The 25,125-nt window shown below is 66.9% G+C and carries 23 protein-coding genes and 2 CRISPR repeat arrays; of the genes, 7 read left to right on the top strand and 16 right to left on the bottom strand.

Features of this window, described 5'->3' with window-relative positions; translation table 11 throughout:
• Window positions 1–162 precede the first annotated feature (162 nt).
• Window positions 163–513, top strand: coding sequence for a MazG-like family protein (locus tag HNR73_RS36705; protein WP_260337672.1), 351 nt, complete (start codon window positions 163–165; stop codon window positions 511–513).
• 297 nt (window positions 514–810) lie between these two features.
• Window positions 811–3,644: a CRISPR direct-repeat array (repeat unit 28 nt; unit sequence GGACCACCTCCACGCCCGTGGAGAGCAC).
• Between the two features lie 18 nt (window positions 3,645–3,662).
• Here HNR73_RS36705 and cas2e read toward each other — a convergent pair.
• The 8 genes from cas2e to cas3 form a co-directional block, all read right to left on the bottom strand.
• Window positions 3,663–3,968 carry a type I-E CRISPR-associated endoribonuclease Cas2e gene (gene cas2e / locus HNR73_RS36700; protein WP_221331316.1) on the bottom strand — a complete coding sequence of 102 codons (306 nt, stop codon included), beginning with the start codon at window positions 3,966–3,968 and terminating at the stop codon, window positions 3,663–3,665.
• Window positions 3,969–3,989: 21 nt separating this feature from the next.
• Window positions 3,990–4,970 carry a type I-E CRISPR-associated endonuclease Cas1e gene (gene cas1e / locus HNR73_RS36695; RefSeq protein WP_184792676.1) on the bottom strand — a complete coding sequence of 327 codons (981 nt, stop codon included), beginning with the start codon at window positions 4,968–4,970 and terminating at the stop codon, window positions 3,990–3,992.
• 5 nt (window positions 4,971–4,975) lie between these two features.
• Window positions 4,976–5,605: a type I-E CRISPR-associated protein Cas6/Cse3/CasE gene (locus HNR73_RS36690; RefSeq protein WP_184792675.1), complete on the bottom strand. Its 630-nt coding sequence runs from the start codon at window positions 5,603–5,605 to the stop codon at window positions 4,976–4,978.
• On the bottom strand, window positions 5,602–6,357 hold the full coding sequence (gene cas5e / locus HNR73_RS36685) for a type I-E CRISPR-associated protein Cas5/CasD (RefSeq protein ID WP_184792674.1): 756 nt from the start codon (window positions 6,355–6,357) through the stop codon (window positions 5,602–5,604). The genes HNR73_RS36690 and cas5e overlap by 4 nt, the downstream gene beginning before the upstream one ends.
• The gene (cas7e, locus tag HNR73_RS36680) at window positions 6,357–7,502 is read right to left on the bottom strand and encodes a type I-E CRISPR-associated protein Cas7/Cse4/CasC (RefSeq protein ID WP_184792673.1); all 1,146 of its coding nucleotides are present in this window, start codon (window positions 7,500–7,502) and stop codon (window positions 6,357–6,359) included. Before cas7e ends, cas5e begins: the two co-directional genes overlap by 1 nt.
• A complete protein-coding gene (gene casB, locus HNR73_RS36675; RefSeq protein WP_184792672.1) occupies window positions 7,499–8,161 on the bottom strand; it encodes a type I-E CRISPR-associated protein Cse2/CasB in 663 nt (220 codons plus the stop codon). The genes cas7e and casB overlap by 4 nt, the downstream gene beginning before the upstream one ends.
• On the bottom strand, window positions 8,158–9,681 hold the full coding sequence (casA, locus tag HNR73_RS36670) for a type I-E CRISPR-associated protein Cse1/CasA (protein ID WP_184792671.1): 1,524 nt from the start codon (window positions 9,679–9,681) through the stop codon (window positions 8,158–8,160). Before casA ends, casB begins: the two co-directional genes overlap by 4 nt.
• 842 nt (window positions 9,682–10,523) lie before the next feature.
• On the bottom strand, window positions 10,524–13,235 hold the full coding sequence (gene cas3, locus HNR73_RS36665) for a CRISPR-associated helicase Cas3' (RefSeq protein ID WP_260337671.1): 2,712 nt from the start codon (window positions 13,233–13,235) through the stop codon (window positions 10,524–10,526).
• 149 nt (window positions 13,236–13,384) lie between these two features.
• A CRISPR array of direct repeats spans window positions 13,385–15,181; the repeat unit is 29 nt; unit sequence GTGCTCTCCACGAGCGTGGAGGTGGACCG.
• A 173-nt stretch (window positions 15,182–15,354) separates the two neighbouring features.
• Here cas3 and HNR73_RS36660 point away from each other — a divergent pair.
• Window positions 15,355–16,140, top strand: coding sequence for a class I SAM-dependent methyltransferase (locus HNR73_RS36660; RefSeq protein ID WP_184792669.1), 786 nt, complete (start codon window positions 15,355–15,357; stop codon window positions 16,138–16,140).
• 67 nt (window positions 16,141–16,207) lie between these two features.
• On the opposite strand, the gene HNR73_RS36655 is transcribed toward HNR73_RS36660, so the two are convergent.
• The 6 genes from HNR73_RS36655 to HNR73_RS36630 form a co-directional block, all read right to left on the bottom strand.
• Complete coding sequence (locus tag HNR73_RS36655) at window positions 16,208–16,405, bottom strand: hypothetical protein (protein ID WP_184792668.1); 198 nt, start codon at window positions 16,403–16,405, stop codon at window positions 16,208–16,210.
• Window positions 16,406–16,463: 58 nt separating this feature from the next.
• Window positions 16,464–16,841, bottom strand: coding sequence for a hypothetical protein (locus HNR73_RS36650; RefSeq protein WP_184792667.1), 378 nt, complete (start codon window positions 16,839–16,841; stop codon window positions 16,464–16,466).
• Between the two features lie 25 nt (window positions 16,842–16,866).
• The gene (locus HNR73_RS36645) at window positions 16,867–18,066 is read right to left on the bottom strand and encodes a PP2C family protein-serine/threonine phosphatase (protein ID WP_184792666.1); all 1,200 of its coding nucleotides are present in this window, start codon (window positions 18,064–18,066) and stop codon (window positions 16,867–16,869) included.
• 4 nt (window positions 18,067–18,070) lie between these two features.
• A complete protein-coding gene (locus tag HNR73_RS36640; protein WP_308441968.1) occupies window positions 18,071–18,892 on the bottom strand; it encodes an alpha/beta fold hydrolase in 822 nt (273 codons plus the stop codon).
• Window positions 18,893–18,992: 100 nt separating this feature from the next.
• Entirely contained in the window at window positions 18,993–19,589 is a 597-nt protein-coding gene (locus tag HNR73_RS36635; protein ID WP_184792665.1) for a dihydrofolate reductase family protein, read from the bottom strand.
• A gap of 108 nt (window positions 19,590–19,697) precedes the next feature.
• On the bottom strand, window positions 19,698–20,288 hold the full coding sequence (locus tag HNR73_RS36630; RefSeq protein ID WP_184792664.1) for a TetR/AcrR family transcriptional regulator: 591 nt from the start codon (window positions 20,286–20,288) through the stop codon (window positions 19,698–19,700).
• A 93-nt stretch (window positions 20,289–20,381) separates the two neighbouring features.
• On the opposite strand from HNR73_RS36630, the gene HNR73_RS36625 reads away from it, so the two are divergent.
• Together HNR73_RS36625 and HNR73_RS36620 are read left to right on the top strand one after the other, a co-directional pair.
• Window positions 20,382–20,963 (top strand): hypothetical protein, encoded by a 582-nt coding sequence (locus tag HNR73_RS36625; RefSeq protein WP_184792663.1) that lies wholly within the window; start codon window positions 20,382–20,384, stop codon window positions 20,961–20,963.
• Window positions 20,964–21,056: 93 nt separating this feature from the next.
• Window positions 21,057–21,290: a hypothetical protein gene (locus tag HNR73_RS36620; protein ID WP_184792662.1), complete on the top strand. Its 234-nt coding sequence runs from the start codon at window positions 21,057–21,059 to the stop codon at window positions 21,288–21,290.
• A gap of 262 nt (window positions 21,291–21,552) precedes the next feature.
• Here the strand turns inward: HNR73_RS36620 and HNR73_RS36615 are convergent, their stop codons facing one another.
• Both HNR73_RS36615 and HNR73_RS36610 read right to left on the bottom strand, forming a co-directional pair.
• Complete coding sequence (locus HNR73_RS36615; protein WP_239122360.1) at window positions 21,553–22,302, bottom strand: SMI1/KNR4 family protein; 750 nt, start codon at window positions 22,300–22,302, stop codon at window positions 21,553–21,555.
• A 246-nt stretch (window positions 22,303–22,548) separates the two neighbouring features.
• The gene (locus tag HNR73_RS36610; RefSeq protein ID WP_184792660.1) at window positions 22,549–22,938 is read right to left on the bottom strand and encodes a TetR/AcrR family transcriptional regulator; all 390 of its coding nucleotides are present in this window, start codon (window positions 22,936–22,938) and stop codon (window positions 22,549–22,551) included.
• Between the two features lie 31 nt (window positions 22,939–22,969).
• Between HNR73_RS36610 and HNR73_RS36605 the strand changes: the two genes are divergently transcribed.
• The 3 genes from HNR73_RS36605 (at window position 22,970) to HNR73_RS36595 (ending at window position 24,894) form a co-directional block, all read left to right on the top strand.
• On the top strand, window positions 22,970–23,083 hold the full coding sequence (locus tag HNR73_RS36605) for a DUF397 domain-containing protein (RefSeq protein ID WP_184792659.1): 114 nt from the start codon (window positions 22,970–22,972) through the stop codon (window positions 23,081–23,083).
• A 386-nt stretch (window positions 23,084–23,469) separates the two neighbouring features.
• Window positions 23,470–24,003 (top strand): hypothetical protein, encoded by a 534-nt coding sequence (locus HNR73_RS36600; protein ID WP_184792658.1) that lies wholly within the window; start codon window positions 23,470–23,472, stop codon window positions 24,001–24,003.
• A 294-nt stretch (window positions 24,004–24,297) separates the two neighbouring features.
• On the top strand, window positions 24,298–24,894 hold the full coding sequence (locus HNR73_RS36595) for a class IV adenylate cyclase (RefSeq protein WP_184792657.1): 597 nt from the start codon (window positions 24,298–24,300) through the stop codon (window positions 24,892–24,894).
• The last annotated feature ends 231 nt before the right edge of the window (window positions 24,895–25,125 follow it).

Genomic DNA, 25,125 nt, shown 5'->3' with positions numbered 1-25,125 from the left:
AGCAAACCGTCTAAACCCGCAACCCACGCATCGAGATCAACCGCCACCACAGTCCACAGTATACAAATAACAAACCACAGCTGTAGTACTAGGGCCAGACACAGAGGCACGCCACATGTTCGTCAACGGCGGCGCCCGATCCGCGATGAGGCGGGACAAGGAATGCGACTGATCGAGTCGTACTGTGGCGGGGTGAGTGACTCGGTGTGGATGACGATTCAGGCCGCTCGGCGTTGGCTGGACGAAGCGAACGGATCCAGTCAGATGGAACTGACCTGCCGGATCCTCAAGGTCACTGAGGAGGCCGGGGAAGCCGCTGGCGCATGGATCGGCGCCGTTGGACAAAACCCTCGCAAGGGGATCACCCACTCCCACGACGATGTCGCCGCCGAATTGGCCGACGTCGCGTTGACCGCGCTGGTGGCCATTGAGTCGCTCGGGATGGACGCGCGAGCGGTCATGGAGGCCTGCGCGCGGAAGGTGAGCAGCCGTCTCCCGAGCGAAGGCCGATAAGTTCGTCACAATGGCGGTAGTGAGAAGGAGCGAGCCGACACCATGCGGAGAACGCTGGCAGAGCGCTCCCGCGCGACCGCCAGGGCGGCCTTTGTCCGCCGCGGAGGCTCGCCCCAGGCGGATGCCAGAGTTCATCCTCTAGCGGCACGACCGTCGTCCCTAGCTTGGCGGCGGGCTTTGTTGCCGTGCGCTGCTTGGTCATGCGGATCACTTGCGGCCATCGGAAAACTGTGGCCACTCCACCTCCACGCTCGTCAAGAGCACGATGGCGATGACGAGCTGACTGACTAAAAGCGCGGACCACCTCCACGCCCGTGGAGAGCACGAGGATGACGTCAGCACCCACGGAGGTGTCGGCGGACCACCTCCACGCCCGTGGAGAGCACCGGCGAGATACTCCGCGAGCGCGGCGGGGATCGGACCACCTCCACGCCCGTGGAGAGCACCTGGTTGCGCCGATCGGTCGCGTTGACGATCGCGGACCACCTCCACGCCCGTGGAGAGCACTACGGAAACCCTGCACCGAGGCGGAGCGGGCGCGGACCACCTCCACGCCCGTGGAGAGCACATCGACGAGGACACCGAAACCGTCGACATCTCGGGACCACCTCCACGCCCGTGGAGAGCACCCCCGACCGGGTGCTGTACCCGACCTCTCCGCCGGACCACCTCCACGCCCGTGGAGAGCACGGACTCCAATCGTCCGTCCCTGGGTAGCCGCGCGGACCACCTCCACGCCCGTGGAGAGCACGGCCGGCCGCCGAAGACGAGTTCTGGCAACGCCGGACCACCTCCACGCCCGTGGAGAGCACGCCTGACCGCCAACACCCCGACCGACCTGGAGCGGACCACCTCCACGCCCGTGGAGAGCACGAGCACGAGGTCCGCCTCGGCGATGCGACGCTCGGACCACCTCCACGCCCGTGGAGAGCACAACAACGAGCTCGCCTGGCGCGTCGGCGAGGCCGGACCACCTCCACGCCCGTGGAGAGCACAACGGGCCGCCCACCGATCAGGGGCAGGGCGCCGGACCACCTCCACGCCCGTGGAGAGCACCATACCGGCGTGCCCTGCTTTCACTGCGACCGCGGACCACCTCCACGCCCGTGGAGAGCACTCGCCGAGCTGGGCCGGGATGTCGGTGCGGGCCGGACCACCTCCACGCCCGTGGAGAGCACGCTCCAACTCGCGCTCCCCCCGGGAGCCTGCCGAGGACCACCTCCACGCCTGTGGAGAGCACTGCCGTGTTTTCCCCGGTGAAGTCCGATCCCACGGACCACCTCCACGCCCGTGGAGAGCACGCCATTTGTCCCAGTCGGGGGTCCGGCCGATCGGGACCACCTCCACGCCCGTGGAGAGCACCCTGGCGGTGCCTGCGGCGGCCCTCGCGAAAGCGGACCACCTCCACGCCCGTGGAGAGCACACGTCTTCCCGGCTGTTGTTCGCGTTCATGATCGGACCACCTCCACGCCCGTGGAGAGCACGCGCTCGCCGCCTGTGCTGGCGTCCATTCCGTCGGACCACCTCCACGCCCGTGGAGAGCACCCTGCGAGACAAGGTGACCCCGTGGGGAGGGCAGGACCACCTCCACGCCCGTGGAGAGCACTGTCGAAACTGTTGCCGTTCGGCCGGACGCGGCGGACCACCTCCACGCCCGTGGAGAGCACGACATCACCACGCTGCACTCCGCCGCCGACGGCGGACCACCTCCACGCCCGTGGAGAGCACGCGGGCCTTTTTCTCCCGGAGATCGTTCCCAATGGACCACCTCCACGCCCGTGGAGAGCACCTCTACGGCACGGGCGATAAGCGGCCGGACATCGGACCACCTCCACGCCCGTGGAGAGCACGGTCACCGGCCGGATGAGGCGGTGGGTGTTGTGGGACCACCTCCACGCCCGTGGAGAGCACGGTGCCGCGAAGAACCGCCGCGCCCGCGAAGTCGGACCACCTCCACGCCCGTGGAGAGCACGGCGCGCAGATCCTCGCCGCGCTCGTGGCCTACGGACCACCTCCACGCCCGTGGAGAGCACATGACCGCGTCAAGCCTCCTCCGCGACGTCGACGGACCACCTCCACGCCCGTGGAGAGCACCAGGAGCGTGCGCTTCTCGCGGTGCATCGGCCCGGACCACCTCCACGCCCGTGGAGAGCACGTATGGACAGCGAAGCGAACGTGACAAACATCCGGACCACCTCCACGCCCGTGGAGAGCACGCGCGTTCGGGGTCTCGGACCACTCAACGAGCCGGACCACCTCCACGCCCGTGGAGAGCACCAGCCCTCAGCCCACGCGTCGCGGGCGGCCGCCGGACCACCTCCACGCCCGTGGAGAGCACGTCGTCCTCGTCGAGCTCATCGGCAGAGGCGGCGGACCACCTCCACGCCCGTGGAGAGCACGTGGACGGCCTGCCACACGTCGCCGTCGCTGGCGGACCACCTCCACGCCCGTGGAGAGCACATTTGAGCGGCGTGCTGGGGTTGCGGTTTTCCCGGACCACCTCCACGCCCGTGGAGAGCACGTCGGCACCGAGCCGAATCGACTCCGCCCCGGCGGACCACCTCCACGCCCGTGGAGAGCACCATCGAAACCGAGGTCCTTGTCCGACTGCGTCTGGACCACCTCCACGCCCGTGGAGAGCACACGTTGACGCCCAGCCACACCATCTCCGCGTGCGGACCACCTCCACGCCCGTGGAGAGCACGTCGCCGGTGTCGTTGTTGCTCATGTTGACTCCGGACCACCTCCACGCCCGTGGAGAGCACGGAACCTCCGAGGTGGACGATGTGGACGATGACGGACCACCTCCACGCCCGTGGAGAGCACTCCTCCCGGCTCAAGGGCAACCATGGCGAGGCAGGACCACCTCCACGCCCGTGGAGAGCACGATGCCGCAGCTCTGAAACCAGCGGTAGGGGCCGGACCACCTCCACGCCCGTGGAGAGCACCTCGTGCAGCAGGCCACGAATGCTGTCGACGCCGGACCACCTCCACGCCCGTGGAGAGCACACCAGCTCCACCCCCACTACCTAGCCGAAGTCCGGACCACCTCCACGCCCGTGGAGAGCACATCCTGGCCAGCCAGTACGGCATCTTCCAGGCCGGACCACCTCCACGCCCGTGGAGAGCACCCTTCGCGAGCTGGCCTTTTACTGACCCGTTTTACCGTTCTGCTCGTCAAGGCCTTGGAACGCCACGAGAGTGAGCCCGTCGAAGTCGATCGGTCGGCGTCGGCGTTGTCCGGCGGTGCGGATGGCGTAGCGCTGTTCGTTGTCGGCGGGATAAAGGCATACCGCGGCACCGTCGGCGACTGAGGCGGCGACGGCGTACCAGAGTTCGTCGCGGACTTTCGCGGACATGGTGCCCACGTAGAGGCCCGGTGCGGGTTCGGTCATCCAGCGGGTGAGTGCTCCGCGGACGTGGTCAGGTACTGCGGTTGTCGCGATCACGACCATGTTTGCCACAGCGGTCCTGCCTCACCAGTCTTCGTTGGTGGCGTAGTTGACACCGCCGGGGAGTTCGCCGCGGATGGGGTCCCACAGGTTCACGACTTGGGGTTGGGGTATCTCGTCGGGGGTGTCGGTGTCGGTGTCGGTGTCGGGGTCGAGGAGGGCCTGGATGTCGTTGACGATGCGTGGCATGAGCCGGTAAAGGCGGAACTCGTCGCGTAGGCGTCGGCGGGCTTCGCTGTCGGGGTTTCCGGCGCGGTGGAGGGCGAAGGCGAGGGGCACGGTGTGCTCGGCCTTGTAGAGGTCAGCGATGTCGTAGACGAAGGAGAGTTGTTTCCCCGAGTGCACGAACCCGAGGGCGGGTGAACATCCGAGGGCGCAGATCGCGGCGTGCACAATGCCGTAGAGAGCGGTGTTGGCCGCCGACAGGGCCTGGTTGACGGGGTTTTGGGCGTCCCAGGTGTGCGGGTCGTATTGCCGCCTGAAGCCGCGGAGCCGGTACTTGTCGGCCAGCGCCTGATAGAGGCGCTTCATCCGCTGGCCTTCGAGGCCACGGAGCTGGTTGAGGCCGGTCCCGGGCGCGATGTCTTCGTCGAAGCGCATCTCGTACATGAGGCGCGCGGTTTCCAGGCGGGTGTCGGTATCGGCCCAGGCTCTGACTTGTCGTTCGAGCCAGTGGGTGCCTTGTTCGCTGGTGTGGCCGGCGGCGTACATGCGCACACCGCCGGATCCGGTCCACAGCACGGTCGCGCCGTGGCGGGCGATGGTGGCGATGGCCGGGCTGGTGGCCGACGTGCCGGTGCCCAGCAGGATGCAGGCGAGGGCGGCGACGGGGAGGTAGACCTTGTCCTGTCGGCCGTCGGCTTGCACGACTTGGGCGCACACCCCGGTGTCGTCTTGGACGACGCGAACGTGCTCCAGGTAAAGAAAGGAGAGGCTGTCGGCGATGCGGGGCAGCATCGCCACGGTCGGCGCCGCGAGGCGCCGCCGCGGGTCGGTGGTGGCCATTGCGGTCAGGCGGGTCCGAGGCTGAGGAGGCCGCAGCCGTAGGACTTCGCGCGGCCTAGGCCGTCTGTGATCATGGCGCGGACGTGGTCGGCGTCGGTGATGACGGCGCCGCCGTCGAACTGGGCGGCGGCGTGGGATCCCTTGGCGCGCACCCGGATCTCGGGCAGCTTGCGGTACTCGACCGAGCGCACGTCGAGGCCGCCTTCGGCGGCGCGGTCGGTCCACCAGCGTTCGGCCAGAGCCCCGGAGACGACGTAGAGCTTGCCGGCTTTGCCGTCGTTGGCGGAGCGGCCGTGGCGTTTGGTGGGGTTGGCGGTGATGCGGTACCGGACGCGGTTGCCGTTACGCAGTCCCGTAAGGAATCCGGTGAGGTCGCGGACGGCGACTTGGTCGGCGAGGCGTTTGTCGAGCCGGGAGATGTCGGGCTCGACTGTCGTCTGGGCGAGGATCTGCGGTGTCCTGGTGTGCTGTTCGACGCGGTAGAGCAGCCCGGTCTGGGCACGCGGGTGGTCGCCGAGGCCGTCGGGGACGAGCCGCATGAGGGCGTTGTGCAAGGCGCCGGCGTCGTCGAGCAGCCGTTGGACGGCTCGGTCTCCGGCGACAAGCGTGATCTTGGTGAGCCAGGTGGTCATCATTGCCCGTCCAGATATGTGGCGAGACGGTCGAGGTAGAGGTCGCCGATGCCGGCGCACAGGCGAGCGGGTAGCCGCAAGGTCGAGACGTATACGTCGCGCCGGCGGAACCCGCGTTCACCGCCGGTGGATGCGACCGGGTCATCGGCGATCGCCGTCCGTGCGGGTGTTACCGCGGCTTGCGGGAATGGCCGTGATCCGACGACGTCAATGCCAACATCGTCGGCGCCCCTAGGTGCTGTTCGTGCGATGGGAACGCGCAGGAGCTCGGCGAGAGCGTCATCGTGGATCGCGCCAAGGCTCAGCGGCTGCTCGGGCGGACAGGATCGTCGCCCGAGGAACGGTTGCCACGTCGGCTTGGCAAGGGCGTGGAGGACGCGTTCAAGGACGCTGGTCTCGCCGGTGACGGCGGCGACGAAGGCGGCGTCGGCGAGGTAGTGGCGGCGGGTCACGATGGTGGCGCCGCCTTCGGGACGACGCCCTCCTTCTGCAGTGGGCACGGTCCAGTCGCGAGGCAGGCCGCCGCCGACGGTGTGGAAGTCGAGGGTGCGCACCCCGGGCCGGTCGACGCGGACGGTGAAGTCGAGCTGAGCGAGTTCGCCGAGGTCGCCGCCGCGCGGTATCCCGCAGGCGGCGGCGAGCATCCCCAGCAGACCCGAGCGAGTCGGGTATGCGGCGGTGTCACGCAGGTGGAAGCGGCTCTGCGACCCCCAGCTCTGCAGCGGCCCGGTCAGCCGCAGCAGGATCCCCGGCATCAGCTCGCCTCGCTGTACGCGCGCTCCAGGGCGGCTGTTACCAGTGCGTCGAAGGAATCCTGGCTCTCGCCAAGGCCGGTGACCACTGCATCGGTGCTGGTGACATGGGAGTGCCACAGGCGCCGGTCGGTGCCGAGGAGTTTTCCGACGCGTCCGGCGTAGGCGTCGAGGCGCTGGATGGACGGTTCGATGTGCCCGGTCTGCGAATTCACGGCGCTTTCGAAGGCCGAAGCCATCGACACCGGCCGGTCGGAGCGCACCGAGATGTAGACGAGATCAGGGATCGACATGGGCGCGGTAGGCATGGCCTTGCCGGTGGGAACCGTGACCAGGAATGCGTCGAGGAATGCTCCGGTGAGTTCGCGTGCGGTCTTGGTGTCGCTGCCGAGGTTGTCGAGCAGGTCGGCGAGATTGACGTTGGCGTACCGGTAGAAGGTGCCGGCGGAGAACAGGGCGGTGTTGATGTGGCCGCTGCCGGGGATTTTTGCTTCGGCTTCGATGTCGTCGACTGCGCTGAAGAAGTCGTACTCCGGGACGGTGGAGTGGGTGGTGAAGGCGTGGGCCATCTGGACGCTGCCGTCGACGTTGGCGCCGGGCAGTTCGGCGAGCATCCGGCCGAAGAGGTTGATCGAGGCGCTGCGGCGGCCGAGGACCTCGGTGATGCGGTCCGCGGGCAGGATTCCCTTGCGCTTGGCTTCGGGCTTATCTTCCTCGGCGACGATTTCGTCGCGGAACTCTGCGGCGATGGCGGTGAGTTCGTCCAGGCCGCTCTTCGGGAGGTACAGCAGCACCGAGGTTGTGAGGACCTCGGCATCCTGCTCGTCCTTGGAGCGCTCCAGCTTGATGCCCTTACCTGCCGAGCGGGCGACCTGACGGCCGGCGGCTTCGGCCTCGGCTTTCGGCCAGCCCTGCCCGACCAGGCGCTCGGCGACCCCGTGCACGACCCGGCGAGTGCGCACGGCGGCGTCCCCGACCTCGTGCTCCACCTTGAGACGGACCTGCCGCTTCCAGGACTGGCTGGAAATCCGCGAACGCTCCGTCCCTCCGAATTGGACGGTTTTCGGAGAACCGTGCTCGTCGCGGTTGGGGTTACTGAACGGCAGCGTCTGCAGGACGTGGATGTCGACGTAGCGGGCGGTGCTCATCGGTTCTCACTTTCGGGGGAGTCGCTGATCTTGTCTTTGCGCCGCTTGTTGGCTTCGAGGTTGAGTCGGGTGCGGTGGTAGTCGCGCATCCACGAACGGGCGGTCTCATTGCGGCCGTAGCGCCACTGCGCGAGGTCGACGATGAGCTGTTCCCAGCTCAGCGGGGTCCTCCCGTCTCGCAGGAACTTCACCAAGGTCGGAAGTCGGCGGTGCAGCCCGGCGGTGTCCTGCGAAGCGAGCTGAAGTAGGCGGCCTTCGGCGCCCTTGTCGTCGAGAAGACGGCGGTGCACGACCGCGATGGCCATCGCCCGGCCCAGCGACCCGGCTGACGGATCGTCGGAGGACGACACTCGGTCACGCCCGGTGTCGAGCGCCCGTCCGCGCGGGGACTGCCCGCATACCATCGCGGCGACGAGGAAGAAGGCCTGCTCCGTGGCGGTATCAGCGCCCGCAGGCAGATGTGGGGAAACGAACCGCTCGGCTTGCAGCCATGAGAGATCGCTGAAGGGTCTACCGAGACAGCGAGCGAGTGTCGCCCGGTCTCCTGGGATGTCGAGGATGGGCGGCGTCGCCTCGCCATTTCTCCATCGGTTCTTGGCGAGGTCGCGAATCAGGGCCGACGCCGCCGAGGTGAGGACGCTGGGCGCGGTGGTGCTCATGTGTGGTCTCCAAGCTTCTGCCAGCCGGTGAACAGCCAGCGGCGCTGCTCCTCGAGGGCGCGAACGAAGCGGGGGTTGAAGGCGTATTCGTTGGTGGCGTCGTCGAAGACCCTGGCGGCCAAGAGGATGAACGCGTTGGGAATCGGATCACCAGGTGGGTCGTCGGCGCCGACAATGCTCCAGAATTCCTGCTCGGCCTCGCTCCAATAGCGCGCGGCGGCCTTCTCCAGCCACGGGGGAGTTTTCTTCGGGTCGGCCTTGGTCGTCTCCCGCCATGCCACCGACAGGGTGGTGGTGAGTGCGTGTCCGCTGGTGTTCCCGGCGGTGACCGCGGCCTGGATACGGTGGGCGCGTTCGATGTCCTCGGCCAGCGCGTCGAGGATCGGTGGGGTGTCGGCGGTGAAGTATTGCCGGTCGCGGGTCTGGCCGTCCTGGTCGAAGGCGAACACACGGATCCGTAGTGTCTTCAGGTAGTCGACGCCGAAGGCCGTTGCGGCGTTGAGAACCTTCGGGCGGATCAGTTTGCGCTCGGCGCGGTCGTGGCGCAGGAGGGCGTCCAGGTCGCGCCAGATCGCGCGGTCGGCGTCGGCATATCGCGGGAACTGTTCGCCCTTGGCGTTGACCGCGTACATCAGGTACGGGTCGGTCGTCGGCTCGAACGGCTTACGCAACGACCAGGTCACATACGCATCAGTGACCATCGACCCGTCTTCATTGGGTACCAGCTGCACCGCGTGGCGGAACTGGCCGGCCAGGATCCGCGAACCGTGGAGTTCCGGCGGAACACCGAGGGGATTGTGCAACTGCGGTTCGTCCCACGCCGGGAGGTCTTCGTCGGGGTCGAAGTACTCGTCGTAGACCTGGCCCGCGATCAGGGTCTGGTACAACGTCGGGGCCCAGGGGTGGATCGACAGTGACCGCCGCAGTTGTCCGGCGGTCACGTTCGCCTCGGACTTCCCGTCGACGACACGCGCCGAGCATCGTCCCGACGGGCCGTAGTACAGCCAGGCCAAGAGGTGCCAAATCGCTTCGCTTGTGGGGATCGGTCGCGGCACGGCGTCGGTGTCGTGGGAGACGAACACCTGGTTGTTCCCTGCGACGCGGCCCCACACGAACTTGTTGATCCCAGTTGTCTTGGGGCATTCGGTGGCCAGGCGGGGATCCTGCAGCCAAGGGAAACGCTCGTCGAAGAGATCCCAGCGGGACTCGGCGGCTGTGCCGAGGACCCTATCGACGGCTTGAGGGTCGAAACTCGTCTGCTTCGCGAGGCGGAGGCGTTCTCGGTTCCAGTCGTCGTGCGCTTCCTGGTCGTTGAGGCCACTGATCTCGGCGGCGAGAACGTACAAGATGCGCATGAGACCGCTGGCGGCTGGCGGGGACGGGACGGCCAGATCGGCGATGTCCTGTGCGCGAAGGAAAAGCTCGCGGATGCCGATCGTTGATGCGGCACCAGGGGTCGGGTCGGTCCAGGTGACGGGGATGAACGGTTCGGTGAGGAGATTGAACGTGGGCGGTGACACGGTGCTCCCTTGTGGACTGGAGCGGACTGACGGATCCTGCCACGAGAGTCCGACGGAATGCCACCCTCAGTAGGGACTTGATCATCCTTCGTGGCCGATGTTGATCGTTCGGGCAAGGTGGCGTGTAGTTCGGTTGATCGGCTGTACTCTCCACGCAGGTGGAGGTGCGGTGATCTAGCTGGAGATATCCGCGGGCGACAGTGAGTTCACCCTGATGAAGCAGAGAATCACCACTCATTGCCTTGAATGACCTGCACCTTTTCGCACTCTCCACCGGCGTGGAGGTGGACCGGTAGCGGCGGTGCTTCTACCGTCTATGAAGTGAGGTTCTCCACGAGCGTGGAGGCGGCGTGGTGAGCCGAGTCTAAGGCGGCTCACCACGCCCCATTTCGGACGGAACTCAGCTGCGCTGGGTTGTGATCATTACGAGAACTACCAGGGCCAGTGCAATGTCAGCCCCAATGGCCGTAAGGGCAACTGCTCTCCAGCGTCGGGCCCTGATTCGCATGTCATCCTCCTTGCTCGCGAGGTCTGTTGGCGAGGTGAAGTTACACGGGCTGAAGCGAGCGCGTCGGCCCACTGAGCACCGCTGCAACCTTTGGTCGATCTTCGATTCGGGGAACCCCCAGGCAGGGCCGTCAGCCATCACCAAAAGACAGATCTTGGACAGAAACCGACTGATCGAGCCGTCATCCCCTGTGCGCTGAAATCCGAGGGATGCACCGCTTGAGGCGACGCTCGGCCAGAGCCGCGGAGGTCCTGGGGCCGCAGCCATGATGAAGCACGAGTGGTGACGGAAACTGGGCACTTTGTCGTCTCTGCCTCTTCGGATTCCGCTACTTCTAGCCAATGACCAGACCGAGCATCGGATCAAGATGCATCCGCCGATCCCCTACCGCCGCCGACACGAATTCGCCGTCATCCCCCATCCGCTGAACCAGAAGCACGAGTCGCTTGAGGTACCGGTCGTCGCACCAGTCGGCCGGCGGCTCGTGTTCGGCTCCGTGGTCGGCGATGTAGGAGTACCGCAGCGGCATGGTGTGGTTGATGACCTCGCGTTGTTCAGCGGCGGTGAACCACTTCCGGCCACCGAGTGTCGGCAAGGGCTTGGTCATCGCCGCGTCGAGGTAGCGCTCGCCGTCGCGAGCCTCGAAGACGGGCAGGACGCGTTCGGAGTCTGCGTCGAAGCGTGTGCTGATGCGCTCTTCCTCCACTGCGGAGCGGGTCAGCGAGCTGAGGTCCTCGCCGGTTTTGGGGAGTTCGTTGGCGCCGCGGCGTGCCTCGGCGCGCCGGACCAGGTCGTCGGCGAGGCGCTCGATCTCGGCGTTCTCGTAGCCGGCGATGAGGGACTCGTCGTCATAGATAGTGTCGACGAGATCCTGGACCTGTTCGGGGATGGTGATCGCGGCGTTGCTGTAGCGCTTCAGGAGTCGCTGAGACCGGATGAGCATCGCCGGCGGGTACACATACCCCCACGCCGCAGGCAGAGTGATCACACCGGCGGTTTCGGGGGCGGTCAACACGACCAGCCTCGTCGACTTCGCCCAGGAGGGCCGGCCAGCGTCGTTGTCGCGGTGGCGGCGGCAGCGCCCCGATCGCTGGATCAGCAACTCAAACGGCGCGAGATCACTGACCATGACGTCGACATCTACGTCTAGTGACTGCTCGATCACTTGTGTGCTCACGATGATCTCGGCCTGGGAACGATCCCCGCCCGGCCCGAACGTCGCCACGAGCTTCGCCGTCACCGACTCGCGCTGGTGCGCCGGCAGACGAGAATGCAGCAGCGTCAACTCGACCTGCGCCCCTTGGCCGTGCAGCCACGCGGCGAGATCCTGCCGAGTCTGCTGCGCCTGCTCCACAGTCGTGCAAATGACAGCCGCCGAGCCCGGTTCGGTCAACAGCGGCGACAAGACCTTCCGCAGCGCGCCCATCCGGTCGACTTTCCCGTCGACGACTTGAACGGGCTCGGTGGCGATCTCGACGTCGACGCGAGCGGTCGGAAGCACTTCGACGGCAACAGGCTCGACCATCCTCGATGGACCGTCCACATAGATCCAGCCCGGATAGTGCACCACCGGAGGCGCCATCTTCTTCCGCCGGCGCCGGCCCACGTCGAGATAGGCCTTCACGAGCTCGTCGATCGTCGCTGTTGGCAGCGTCGCCGACATCAGCACCACCGGGACACCGAGCTTCCCCAGCCACCGCAGCAACGCTGCGGCCAGTCCACGGGTGTAGGCGTCATAGGCATGGACCTCGTCGATGATCACCGTCTTGCCCGCGAGACCCAGGAGCCGCAAACAGTTGTGCCGCACCGGAAGGACCGACAAAAGCGCCTGGTCGATCGTCCCGACGCAGACCGGAGCGAACATCGCCTTCTTTGCGCCACGCATCCAGTCGGTGACCATGGTGATGATGTCCCGCTCATGCGACGACACCTCCGACGTGCCCGCAGCATCGGAGACCGTCGTGTACACCGGACTTAGCCAGGCCATGCTGTGTAGCAGACTCAACGGAGCATCGTCGAGAGCCCGTGACTCCACATAGGCCTTCAGCCGCCCGTGCATCTGATCGGCCGTCGCCATGGTCGGCAACGCGAAGTACAAGCCGTTGGTGCCAGCCGCCTCCCCGAGAATCCTCGCCGCGTGCAACGCGATCTCGGTTTTCCCTTCCCCAGGACGATCGGTGATGACCAGAAGCCCCGGGCCTTTCGCCATCCCCGGAAGACGCTGCTCAATGGACGCCTGAATCGGACGCGGGCTGCGCCCGAACTCTTCGGCGAACGTGCCCGGCCGCAACCGCAACCCCCGCAACCCGGCGCCCGCGACCACATCCGCTGCGGCGCTGACCGACCCGGCGAAGAACGCCGCCAACTCGGCCCGGCTCCCCGTCGAAGGCACCTCCGGGAGTCGCGACTTGATGTAGTCGACCTGGCTGGCCAGCCAGTCGGCAAGTACCACGATCCCGCAGATCAACACCGCCGCAGTAGCCGGGATGTCCTGCGGGAACGAAGGTTCATTGAGAATGCCGTAGACGCTTTCCAAGACCAGCCGCCGCTGCTCCTCCCACTCGCCGTCACCGATGTCAGGCACCGGACGGCAGAAGTCCGTGAGCGGTTCGACCCGGTCGAAGATCCCATGGTGTCCACCTACGACCTCAGCCAGACGATGCGCGGTGGCAGCGGTGGCGCCAAGGTCTTGCAGCGCTGTCCCCAACCACAACCGGCCGGCCTCCGCATGACCTAGCCGCCGTTGTGACACGTACGCCGGATATCCCGTCGGCACCGTATCGAGTGCCTGGAACAACAGCATGATCTTTCCGAGGTCGTGCAGACCCGCGATGAGCTCAACCAAACGACACGCCGCGGCCTCGTCCAACCCGAGCTGATCGGCCAGCCACGCCCTGCTCCCCGGGGAAACGAACGACGACCACAGTTCCCGCACCATCGCCGCGGTGTCGAGAAGGTGGCAGACGACGGGGTAACGCACTCCGTCACCAAGATCCTTCGACTTTCCCCACAGACGCAGATCGACATCCCCAGGAGACGGACCCATCGAAGCCTCCAGTGCAGCAGCATGGCAACAAGGCCAGAACTTACTCTTGAGCGGTGACAGGACAACCGACAGTGGGGACGGTGTCTCGGCGCTCGACCCAGACGTGTCAAAACGTGCAAGAGGCTCAGTAAAACTGCACTTCGCGAAGGGTGCTCTCCACGAGCGTGGAGGTGGACCGCGGACGACTCGAAGCTGAACAAGACCTTGGACGTGCTCTCCACGAGCGTGGAGGTGGACCGTCGACGAGCTGGGGCAGCGGCATCGAGCAGCAGTGCTCTCCACGAGCGTGGAGGTGGACCGACCTGGGTGATGCACTTTTCGCTCTCGACCCGGTGCTCTCCACGAGCGTGGAGGTGGACCGCTCATCGGCGCCGGCACCGACGACACGAAGTTGTGCTCTCCACGAGCGTGGAGGTGGACCGACCTGGCAGGCGTACGCGGCACTCCGCTACGCGTGCTCTCCACGAGCGTGGAGGTGGACCGGGTTTGGAGTCGTTCGTCGATGACAACGGTGTGTGCTCTCCACGAGCGTGGAGGTGGACCGTCACCGGCGTAGGCCTCGACGAGCTCGTCGGGGTGCTCTCCACGAGCGTGGAGGTGGACCGATCGGCCCCAGCCATCTCATCGACGAGGCCGAGTGCTCTCCACGAGCGTGGAGGTGGACCGGACGTGAAGGTCTGGTCCGAGGTGGGAAAGCTGTGCTCTCCACGAGCGTGGAGGTGGACCTGCCGTCAGCGCGTCCCGGATCAGCTGGGTAGCGTGCTCTCCACGAGCGTGGAGGTGGACCGGCTTCGCCACGCGCCTGTCTGCGACGCTGCTCGTGCTCTCCACGAGCGTGGAGGTGGACCGAACCGGCGGAACCCCGACTCGGGCGTGCGCACGTGCTCTCCACGAGCGTGGAGGTGGACCGCTGTGGGCGAAAGTCAGCGCTGGGAGCGCTGAGTGCTCTCCACGAGCGTGGAGGTGGACCGGCACCGGGCAACTCAGCTGACCTGGCGAGCGCGTGCTCTCCACGAGCGTGGAGGTGGACCGCGTTCAGGGGATCGGCTAGACAGCTGACCCCGGTGCTCTCCACGAGCGTGGAGGTGGACCGAACATTAAGGATCTGATTGCGGAGATTGACAAGTGCTCTCCACGAGCGTGGAGGTGGACCGCCGCCGGTGCGGGAGCCGCGCCGCTGGTACCTGTGCTCTCCACGAGCGTGGAGGTGGACCGCCTCTCGGTGGTGCGTTCACAGTGGATCGGCTGTGCTCTCCACGAGCGTGGAGGTGGACCGTTCGTAGGCGCCGTCGGGGTAGCCCATGTCGGGTGCTCTCCACGAGCGTGGAGGTGGACCGCAGCCCAGGCATTCCCGCGACCAATGCGACACGTGCTCTCCACGAGCGTGGAGGTGGACCGACCGTCGACGACACCCGCCCGTGGCTCGCCACGTGCTCTCCACGAGCGTGGAGGTGGACCTCATCGCCATTTGTCAGTCGCCCCAACGACATGGTGCTCTCCACGAGCGTGGAGGTGGACCGGTCCGCCAGCTCCTGGGCTACCCCGGCACCCGGTGCTCTCCACGAGCGTGGAGGTGGACCGACGCGGGCGATTTCGATGCCGCGCTGTGATGCTGCTCTCCACGAGCGTGGAGGTGGACCGGAACATCGAATCGAACAGCCACCGTACAACCCGTGCTCTCCACGAGCGTGGAGGTGGACCGTGCGCGCCGGTGCGGGATGCGTCGACGTCGACGTGCTCTCCACGAGCGTGGAGGTGGACCGCTTGCGTGTTCGCGCCGCCGAGGTCGGTGAACGTGCTCTCCACGAGCGTGGAGGTGGACCGGAGTATCTCGGCTTCATTGCTGAGGAGGCTGGGTGCTCTCCACGAGCGTGGAGGTGGACCGGCGGTGGGCGTGTCCGCATACGGGTCGCGTCCGTGCTCTCCACGAGCGTGGAGGTGGACCGGAGCGGTTCAGCGGCGGGCTCGCTCGCATGTTGTGACAACGTATCCAGGGTGGCGGCTTGCCCTGGTCAGCGCCTCGTCGCTGGCCAATTGTGTTGAGCGCCGCAACCTGACTCGTGTTTACTGCGGTGCCGGTACCGGTGGTGTCGGCTTCGTCGTGGCTGGGAGTTTGCTCATGCAGGAGATAGATCCCGTTGCTCATAATCGGGCGGCTTGGGACCGGTACGTCGATGCGGGCAACGAGTGGTCGATACCGGTGGGTACCGACGATGTCGAGCGGGCTCGTGCGGGTGACTGGTCGATCGTTCTGATCGGGCGTGAGCCGGTCGATCGCACTTGGCTGCCGGCGGACCTGGCCGGTAGGGACGTCCTGTGCCTGGCGTCTGGTGGTGGTCAGCAGGGGCCGATCTTGGCTGCGGCGGGGGCGCGGGTGACGGTCTTCGACAACTCGCCTGGTCAGCTGGGGCAGGACCAGATGGTGGCCGAGCGTGACGGGCTCGATCTGCGCACTGTCCAGGGGGACATGCGTGACCTCAGTGCGTTTGGTGACGCGAGTTTCGATGTCGTGTTCCATCCGGTGTCGAACTTGTTCGTGCCGGAGTTGGCGCCGGTGTGGCGTGAGTGTTTCCGGGTGCTGCGACCGGGAGGAAGGTTGCTCGCCGGCTTCCTCAACCCTGACGTGTACCTGTTCGACCATGAGGCTCTCGACGAGCGTGGTGAGCTGGTCGTGGTGCATACGTTGCCGTACAGCGATGTTGCGCAGTATTCGGCTGAGGAGCGGGCTGCGAAGTTCGGGGCGGATGCTGCTGTCGAGTACAGCCATACCCTCACCGGTCAGATCGGTGGGCAGCTTGAGGCGGGGTTCGTCGTCACCGGGTTTGCTGAGGCGCGGCATCAGTCCGATGCGTCCGCGGCGTACATGTCGCATTACTTCGCGACCTTGGCGGTCAAGCCGGGCTGACCGTGCCGGAGGGATCGTTGGTCGTGTGCCACCTCGCGCCGTGGGGCGCGAGGTGGGGTGCCGGTGCTTAGGCCGGCGGGCAGAGGTTGCCGGTGCGCTGGCAGGGGCCGCAGCCGGCCGCGGTGCACCACTTCTGGTAGTAGCGGCGGTCGATGCAGCCGCAGCTTTGCCAGGAGGCGACCGTCCAGTCGGATGCCGTGGCGGTGGTGTCCGGCAGTAGGGCGTTGAGCAGGCGATCGCTGAGCGAGCGCACGATTCCGATCATGGTGTGTCCCCGTTGGTCGTTGGCTCACCCGGTGCGAGTGGGCCGTGATGGAGGCACGCTACAGCTCTCGGACTGGGGTGTCCAGAGTGGACGGTTGTGGTGCCGGGGGAGTGGGCTGATCGGGTTTGCGGCGGCCGAGTTCCCAGGCGTCGGTGGCGGTGGATTCGGTGACGTCGAGGAGGCGTGCGGCCCGTAGGACGCCTTGGCGTTTGGCGCCGGCGCCTCGGTCGGCGAGCCAGCCTGTCCATTCGCGGCGGACGCGGTCGGGGGTGAGGCCGGCGGTGGTGATGGCGTGGAGGACCTGGTCGCGGTGGAGGTGCCGGTCGGCGAGGATGCCGTGGATGATGATCTGTTCGCCGGTGCGGAGGGCGTTGATCAGTACGAGGACGTCGAGTGGTTCGCCTGCCGGGGCTTGGGGGAGGAGGGGGTCGGTCATCGGGGCCTCCGAGCGCGTGGGTGTGTCACCGTTTGGGGACGCCGATCGCTAGTAGTGCGACGTCGTCTTCGACGCCTTCGCCGAAGCCTTCGATGATTTCGTCGAGGGCGGCGACGGTCGCTTGTGGGGAGGCGGGGGCGAGTTGGCGGGCGAGGGCGAGTAGTGCGTTGTTGCCGTAGCGGCGGTCGCCGTCGGTGTGGGCGTCGGTGAGGCCGTCGGTGTAGAGGAGCAGGGTGTCGCCGTGTTCGAGGTGGAGGTTCGCGGTGGTGATGTGGGTGCGGGGGAGGATGCCGATGAGTTGTCCGCCGGGGGTGGGGATGTAGTCGGCGGTGCCGTTGGCGCGTAGGAGTAGTGCTGAGGGGTGTCCGCCGGAGGCGAGGGTGATGTCGGCGGTGCCGTCGTCTGCTGGGCGGATGAGGCCGGCGGTGATGGTGAGGTAGGGGGCTTCGGGTCTGCTGTGTTCGTTGATGACGGTGTCGAGGGTGGTCAGGACCGAGTGTGGGTCGGGGTTGTGGACGGCGGCGGCGCGGATGGTGTAGCGGGCGACGGAGGTGACCACGGCGGCGTCGGCGCCTTTGCCGCACACGTCGCCGAGGAACAGTCCCCACTGGCCGGGGCCTTGTGGGTAGACGTCGTAGAAGTCGCCGCCGACTTCGTCGGGGGAGGCGATGTGGTAGCTGGCGGCGAGTTCGAGGCCGGGGACTGTGGGGAGTTGGGGTGGCAGGAGTGTTTTTTGCAGGGTGGCGGTGATGCGTTGGAGGCGTGCGTGTTCGCGTTCGGCGGTGTGGCGGGCGCGGAGGAGTTCGGTTTCGTAGGCGCGGCGGTCGCGGGCGTCGAAGATGGTGGTGCGGATGAGGAGTGGTTGTCCGTGGCCGCCGTATTTGAGGGCTGAGGAGATCAGGACCGGTAGGCGGGTGCCGGTTGCGGTTTTGAGTTCGAGGGCGATGCCGTTGACTTCGCCTTGCATGCGTAGCAGGGGCCCGAAGTGTGTTTCGTAGTAGAGCTTTCCGCCGACGGTGAGCAGGTCGGAGAAGTATGTGTGGCCGACGAGGTCGTGGCGGTCGGCGCCGAGCCAGGTCAGCAGGGTCGAGTTGATTTTGGCGATGCGGCCGTCGAGGAGTGTGGAGAGGTAGCCGCAGGGGGCGTTGTCGTAGAGGTCTTCGGCGCTGTCTTCGAGGAGGGCGGCGAAGGCGGGGTCGTGGGCGGGGCGCCGGTCGGCCATCATGTGGTCAGCCGGTGAGTGTGGTGGTGAAGGCGGTGATGGCTTCGGCGGTGGCTTCGGGTGCGCTGAGTTGGGGGCAGTGTCCGGTGGCGTCGAGGGTGATGAGTTGGCTGCCGTTGATGTGGGCGTGGACGAAGGCGCCGACGTCGCGTGGGGCGATGGCGTCGTAGGCGCATTCGGCGACCAGGGTCGGGACGGTGACGCCGGCGAGGTCGTCGCGGTTGTCGGCGAGGAAGGTGGCGCGGGCGAAGACTTGGGCGATGGCGGGGTCGGTGCGGCAGAAGCTGTTGGTGAGTTCTTCGCCGAGTTCGGGGCGGTCGGGGTTGCCCATGATGACCGGTGCCATGGTGGCCGACCAGCCGAGGTAGTTGCTGTCGAGGGATGCGAGGAGTTCGTCGATGTCGTCGGCGGTGAAGCCGCCTCGGTAGCCGGTGGCGGGGTCGTCGATGAAGCGGGGGGAGGGTGCCAGGAGCACCAGTCCGGCGAAGAGTTCGGGTTCGGCGACGGCGGCCAGGACGGCGATGGAGGCGCTGACGGAGTGGCCGACGAGGATGACGGGGCCTGAGTCGAGGTCGTGGCAGAGCTCGCGGACGTCTTCGGCGTAGGCGTCGAGGGTGGCGTAGCGTTCGGCGCTCCATGTGGTGGTGTCGGAGCGTCCGGAGCCGATGTGGTCGAAGAGGACGACGCGGTGGCCGGGGGCGAGGATGGGCGTGACCAGGCGCCAGAGGTTCTGGTCGCAGCCGAATCCGTGGGCGAGGACCACGGTGGGGCCCTCGGCGCGACCGGTGATCGTGACGTTATGTCGCTGGCGGACATCCATAGGGCTCATCCTCGCATCCTGGGCGGGTGTGGCAGGGGAGAGCGACACAGCCCGGCTAGTGGTGTCCGCCGCACTTGAGGGCCCCCGGCTGGAGGGCCTTCAGGTGCGGTTACCTGTTCACGCGGTAGGTGATGTGTGTGACGAGTTTCGTGCCGTGCACGTCGAGGGGGGTGAGGTCTATTGAGCCGACGTCGGCGAGGAGGCGTTCGCCGTGGCCGACGACGATGGGTGCGATGTGCAGGCGCAGTTCGTCGATGAGTCCGGCGGCGAGGTATTGGTTGGCGGTGTGGGCGCCTCCGGCGATGGAGACGTCACGGTCACCGGCGACCGCGCGGGCCTGTTCGAGGGCGGCGTGGATGCCGTCGGTGACGAAGTGGAACACGGTCCCGCCTTCCATGGTGATGGAGGGGCGTGTGCGGTGGGCCAGGACGAACACGGGTGCGTGGTAGGGCGGGTTGTCGCCCCACCAGCCGGTCCAGTCGAGGTCCCAGTCGCCGCGGTCGGGGCCGAACATGTTGCGGCCCATGATGAACGCACCGGCGTCGGTGATCTTGTCGACGACGGTGGTGTGCTGGTCGGCTTCTTCGAACCTCCAGCGCAGGAGGCGGTCGAAGATGTTCTCGCCGAAGGGGTTGTCCTTGCTTTGGTGGGGTCCGGCCGCATAGCCGTCGAGGGACATCGCCATGTCGCAGTAGACCTTGCTCATGACCTGCTCCTTGGGTCGCGGCGGCCGGGTGTCGGCCGCTCACCCGGTGGTCGCGGCCCGCGAGGGCTTCTCGACATTTTCGCCGAAAAGAATTCGGAGGGAGGTCGTTTAGTGGTGTCCGGCCAGCAGGAGGTCGGCGAGTGCGGCCAGGCGTTGGGCTCTGGTTCCGCGTAGCGCGTCGGGTCCGCCGATGTAGGCGGCGTAGGCCTGGGTCTGCGCGGCTCCGCAGATGGCCAGTGCCATGGCGTAGGGGTCGGCGGTCGCGGCGAGTTCGCCGGTGGTCTGGCAGGCGGTGAGGTAGTCGGCGATCTCGTTGATGGCCAGGTGGGGGCCGGTGGTGTTGTCGTGGTTGGTTTTCTGGTAGGTGGTGAACAGGTCGTGGTCGGCGATGGCGCCTGCGGTGAGGGGCAGGGAGGCGGTGTAGTAGGTGATGCCGCGGTCGATGAGGTCGACCAGGACGGTGCGCATGGGGCGTTGGCCGGGGGGTGTGGCCGCGTCGCGCCAGGCGCGTAGTTCGGGGAGTTCCTGGGACAGGATGGCGGTGAGTAGCCCGGCTTTTCCGCCGAAGTTCTTGGTGATGCTGCCTTCGGCGGCGTCGGCGGCCTGGGCGATGTCGCGGGTGGTGAGTCGGGAGATGCCGCGTTGGCGGAGGAGGGCGATGGCGGCGTCGAGGATGCGCTGTCGTGCGGGGCCGGCCATGGTGTCCTCCAGCGCGGAAAGTGAGGTGAGCGCGCACTACGTTATCATCACCAAAATGAGGTGCGTGCGCACCTCATTTTGAGGAGGTTTCCCGTGACCACCACCCCCACCGACGCGCAGAGCCCACCGCCCGCCCTGGGCTACTCGCTCGCGTTGGGACTGGCCGTGGTGTGCGCCTGGCTCGGCTACACCGCCGTCAGCGCACGCGACGGGCGCACACCCGTCACCGACTGGCTCGACCCGTTGCTGGCCGCAGTGACCCTGCTGGCCATCCTGGCCGCGATCGCCGCCCTGATCGTCTTGTGGACACCACTGCCCGGCACGGCGACCCGGCGCATCGCCGCCGGGGCGCTGCTGACCGCACAGTGGACCTACACCGCGGGCGAAGTCGTGTCCAACACCCTCACCATCGGCGAACCACCCTCCGACATCGGCGGCCTGCTGGAGATGGCCGCCGGTGTCATCGCCATCGCCGGTGTCCTGGCCATCGCCGGCGCGACCGTCAACCGGGCACGACGCCCCCGCTCCCTCGGCGCGATCACCGTCGTGGCGGTGCTCGCCGCCGCCGGGATGGCCTGGTGGTTCACCCACCCCATTGACCAGAGCACTCCCGGTACCCCGGCCTGCGTGCCCGGCAACGCCGTCTACAACTCCGTCCACGGCAGCGACTGCTGACGCCGAGGCCACAGTGCCGGAGCCTCTGGTGGCCCGGTGATCGCCTCTCAGGCAAGATCACCGGATCCCCGCCACCGTGACAAGAGGACCGACATGCCCGACGGACTCCGCTTCGCCCCGCTCGGTCCACTGCGCGCCTGGCGGCAGACCCGCGAACTCGACCTGGGACGCCCGCAGCAGCGCTCGCTGCTGGCACTAATGGAACCCGCACGGCCTGACCCACTCGTTCCCGACCCCGTCGCTCAAACGGTTCCGTTCACCCGCGCCGAGTTCGCCGAGGAGACACTTCTGCGGATGGCCACCGCATGGAGCACCGACCCCAGCTAACTGCCTGAATGGAGCCAGACCCACTGAACCGTCCACCTCGTCGCCACGAAGGCGACCGAAACCCTCGAAGTGTGCCCTTGCCCCAACTTGCTCGCGCGCAGCGCGTGCGCGAGTTTCGCCCTGCAGGTGCGCAATGTCAGGTCGCGGGATATGCCGAAATCCAGATGTACTTGTCGGGTGCGCTGTCGTTGTCCGGACTAACTTGTCGGAGTGGGGACGTGAGCAGGCAAGCGCGAGACCGTAGATGGCGCTGTCGAGACCTTCAGGCACCGAAGTGACGAACGAGGGCAACGGCGAGTGCCTTCACAGCCGGATCGGGAGCATCGTCAGCGACTGACATGAGAGCGGTCAGCCCAGTGGGGGTCATCCCAGGGCGCATGGCGAGGGTCCAGGCGGCTCGGAAGCGACGGGCGTGTCGCCGCTCGGAGGTGATCACGGTGATGAGCGCGGCTTCGTCTCCGGAGTGTGCAGTGCGGGAGGAATGGCCGGTGTCGCCGGAGGTCTGGTCGAGCCAGGTCTCGTACCAGCTGAGAAAGTCGTTGCCCGTGAAGTAGTAGTCGGCGGCGTCGAGGTTCTCGATGAAGACGCGACCATGCTCTTTGCCGGTGAGTACCAGGTGGGTGTAGTCGGAGCAACCATGATGGGCGATCTCGATGGTTCCGACCCACGGATCGGTGTCGTCATTGAGGGACTCCAGCCAGCCGGCGGGGTCGGGGTTTCCGTCGAAGACGATGCTATCCATGGCGTAGTCAGTGCTGGGATGGTCGTTCGCCGTGAGTGTCGTCAGGCCGTATCCGGGTCCGGTGCCACCCCCGGCCACCTCGATGAGGAAGCGGCGGTAGCCCTCCGGCAGCCGCACACCGTGCCGTTCCTCGAAATCGGCGACTTCGCTCTCCGGCACCGGCGACAAGAGCTGGAACCGATGCCCCACTTCACCGTGGGACCGCCTGCGCCCGTGCAGATCCGGCAGCAGCGCCAGCTTCGCACCGACACGCGTCAACACTTCACCCATTTGATCCACACCACAGAACCTAGACCCGATTCTGACGAGCCTGGCCGATGATCACACCGTATTACCCACAGGCCCGAACAAGTTCAGCGCCGCACAGCAGCTGCCTTCACGATGGCGTGCACACCCCGATGTCCGACAAGTCAGTCCAGACGATCGCGTGCTCAGACCCCCGCACCTACATGTCGGACGGCTGACCAGCGCCTTGATCACCCGGCAACTTCACGAGTACTTGGCACGTAACTTCTGTTAGGCGGCTTGGACAACCCGTCCGACTCCAGCGGCCGACCCGGCGTATGCGAGTGGTTCGGGCGGCACTTCGGCTGCCGGCTCGTGCCGTAGGAGCCCATGGGGAAGCACCGTACGCACGTGCCAGGGCCCGAAGACGGTCGTGAATGCGGCGGCGGGGTCAGGCTTCGACAGGGCCTCGGCGGCTTGTTCGGCCACGTCGTCGAGGCTGAGTGCCGTGACCGGGCGCAGCAGCCGCTCTTTGGTCGGGAAGTGGCGGAACACCGTCGCGATGCCGACTCCGGCCCGGCGGGCGACCTCCATGGTGGAGGCTCCGGTTCCGTTGGCTCCGAAGACTTCCACGGCGGCTTGGAGGACGCGGGCGCGGTTGCGGCGGCCGTCGGCGCGCATCGGCCGAACGTCGTCGGAGCCAGGAGGTGGTGTGGTCCGCGACTCTAAGAACTGCACCGGCGACGACTACCCGGTCCTCACCACCGACGCCGCGACTTGGCGCGGCCTCACGCACCAGTGCGCTGTCGGCGACTTCGACCGATAGTCCACCGAGGCCGAATCCACGATGCAGTTGTCCCGGCGTCTGGCCGGCTCAATCCGGTCAGTCAACCTCGCGTCGGGTGATGTCGGTAAGGCCTGACACTCATCTTTGACACCAACAACCAGCTCGGCACCGACCTGGCCCAGAGCGGGATCGCCAAAACCCGCACGGTTCGCATCAACCGCGAACTCGGCGCACGCAACCGTGCCCACGCCCTGGCCCTCGCCTTCCCGCGAGCCCGAACCGCCACCTACCGGGGAGCTCCCCTCACCCACACGGGTGGTTTCCGGGCCGAATAGGTCCCGAACCGTTCGCCGGAGCCGCATCGTGGAAGTCCTTTCGATGACGTCTGGAAAGGCCTTCCGACGATGTCTGGATCATTGCGACGAGTGCTCAGCACCGTCCTCTCCGGTGCGGCCGTCCTAACCGCCGCCCTCATCGCCCCCGCACCCGCGCAGGCGGACGTCGAAGCGCAACTGCTCGACACTCTCACCTGCGCCTCGTCCTCCACGACCACCTACGACCCACCCATCGGCCTCACGCCGGTGACAACCACCCGCACGATCCACCAGGTCTACGGCCCGTGCGTCGGCACAGGCGTCGCGAGCGCCGTCACCGGCGGCACGCACGACAGTTCGAACACCACCGCCAGGTCCTGCCTGCAACTGCTGTCAACTGCGACCGTGAGCTGGACGATCCACTGGAGCAACGGCTCACAGAGCACCGTCACCACCCAGCGGGTCTCCAACCTCGCCGGAGCCGTCTTCACCAACACGTTCACCGGAACGGTGACCTCCGGCCTGCTCACCGGGCACGCGGTCGTCGAGACGATGACGGCTCCCTCGACGCAGATCCTCGCCTGCACGCTCGGTCAGGGCACCGTCTCCAGCCTCGGCGCGGTCCACACGCTCACGATCGTTTGACCGGAACGGTGGGCGGGCTCTCGCCATCGCGGAAGTCCGCCCGCAGACTGAGGCCACAGGCAGGAATTCACCAGCTGCGAGCCGGCCACCGATCCGGTGCTCGCCGAGGCCGAGGCGTCCATGACCTGTTCTGCCGACACCGTAGTCCGAGCCGTAACTCCTCCGGCTGCAATCGAGCAGCTCATACGCACCGCAGCTCCAAGGCGCGACAGTATGCTCCGTGTTCATCCCCATCCAAAACGCTCCAGAACAGCCGGATAGGCTCCCCTGGTTCGCCGCTGGGGATGGAGACGCATGGGCTCGGCACACGCACATGAGGTCGAGGTCAAGTTCAAACTCGACCACGGGGACCTCCATGACGTCGCGACTTGCCTTAAGCAAGCCGGCCTCGAACTCGGTCCAGTCACTCATCAAGACGACCAGGCCTTCGCCCCCATCGGCTGGGACTACGGACAAGACCGCGTCGGCGTTCCCTTCGCACGGCTCCGCACCGACGAGACCCACGGCGACGGCGCCTGCCTGTTCACCATCAAACGTCCCGTCGACAACACCATGGCCTGCCTTGAAGCCGAGACGGTCGTCAACGACCGCGACGCCATGGCCCGTTCCCTGGAGCTGATGGGCTGGCGCCCAACGGTCCGCATCGTTAAGACCCGTCGCAGCGCCGAAGCTGCCGGTGGCCTGACCGTGTGCCTCGACGTTGTCGACCATGCCGGGGTGTTCCTCGAGGTCGAGAAACTAGCTGAGCCGGACACCGAAGGCATCCAGCTCCAAACACGACTTGAGCAATGGGTTCGCGACCTCGGCATCAACGCCTCCCGCTGCGAAGACACATACGACACCCTCGTCAGAAACGCCTTGGCAGGAGCGAACGCATACCCCGGGACCTAGCCGGCAGCCGTCCTCACCGTTCAGTGAGGAGTTGCATGGGGCCGCTCAGGAAGCAGCGTTGGACGACGTGTCCAGGCCGTACACCACCCTCAGGTGGTCGTAGCCCTTGAACAGGGGCTGTGTCACCCCTGGCAGCAGCACCGCATCCGATCAGGCCTGCTGCGACGACGGCGGCCCCGGTGATGACCGCGAGTTGCTCTCGTACGACTCTCACCTTGGTGTCAGGTCGAG

The organism is Phytomonospora endophytica (assembly GCF_014202425.1).
Lineage (GTDB): Bacteria > Actinomycetota > Actinomycetes > Mycobacteriales > Micromonosporaceae > Phytomonospora > Phytomonospora endophytica.
This window is presented reverse-complemented; position numbering and strand designations above follow the sequence as displayed.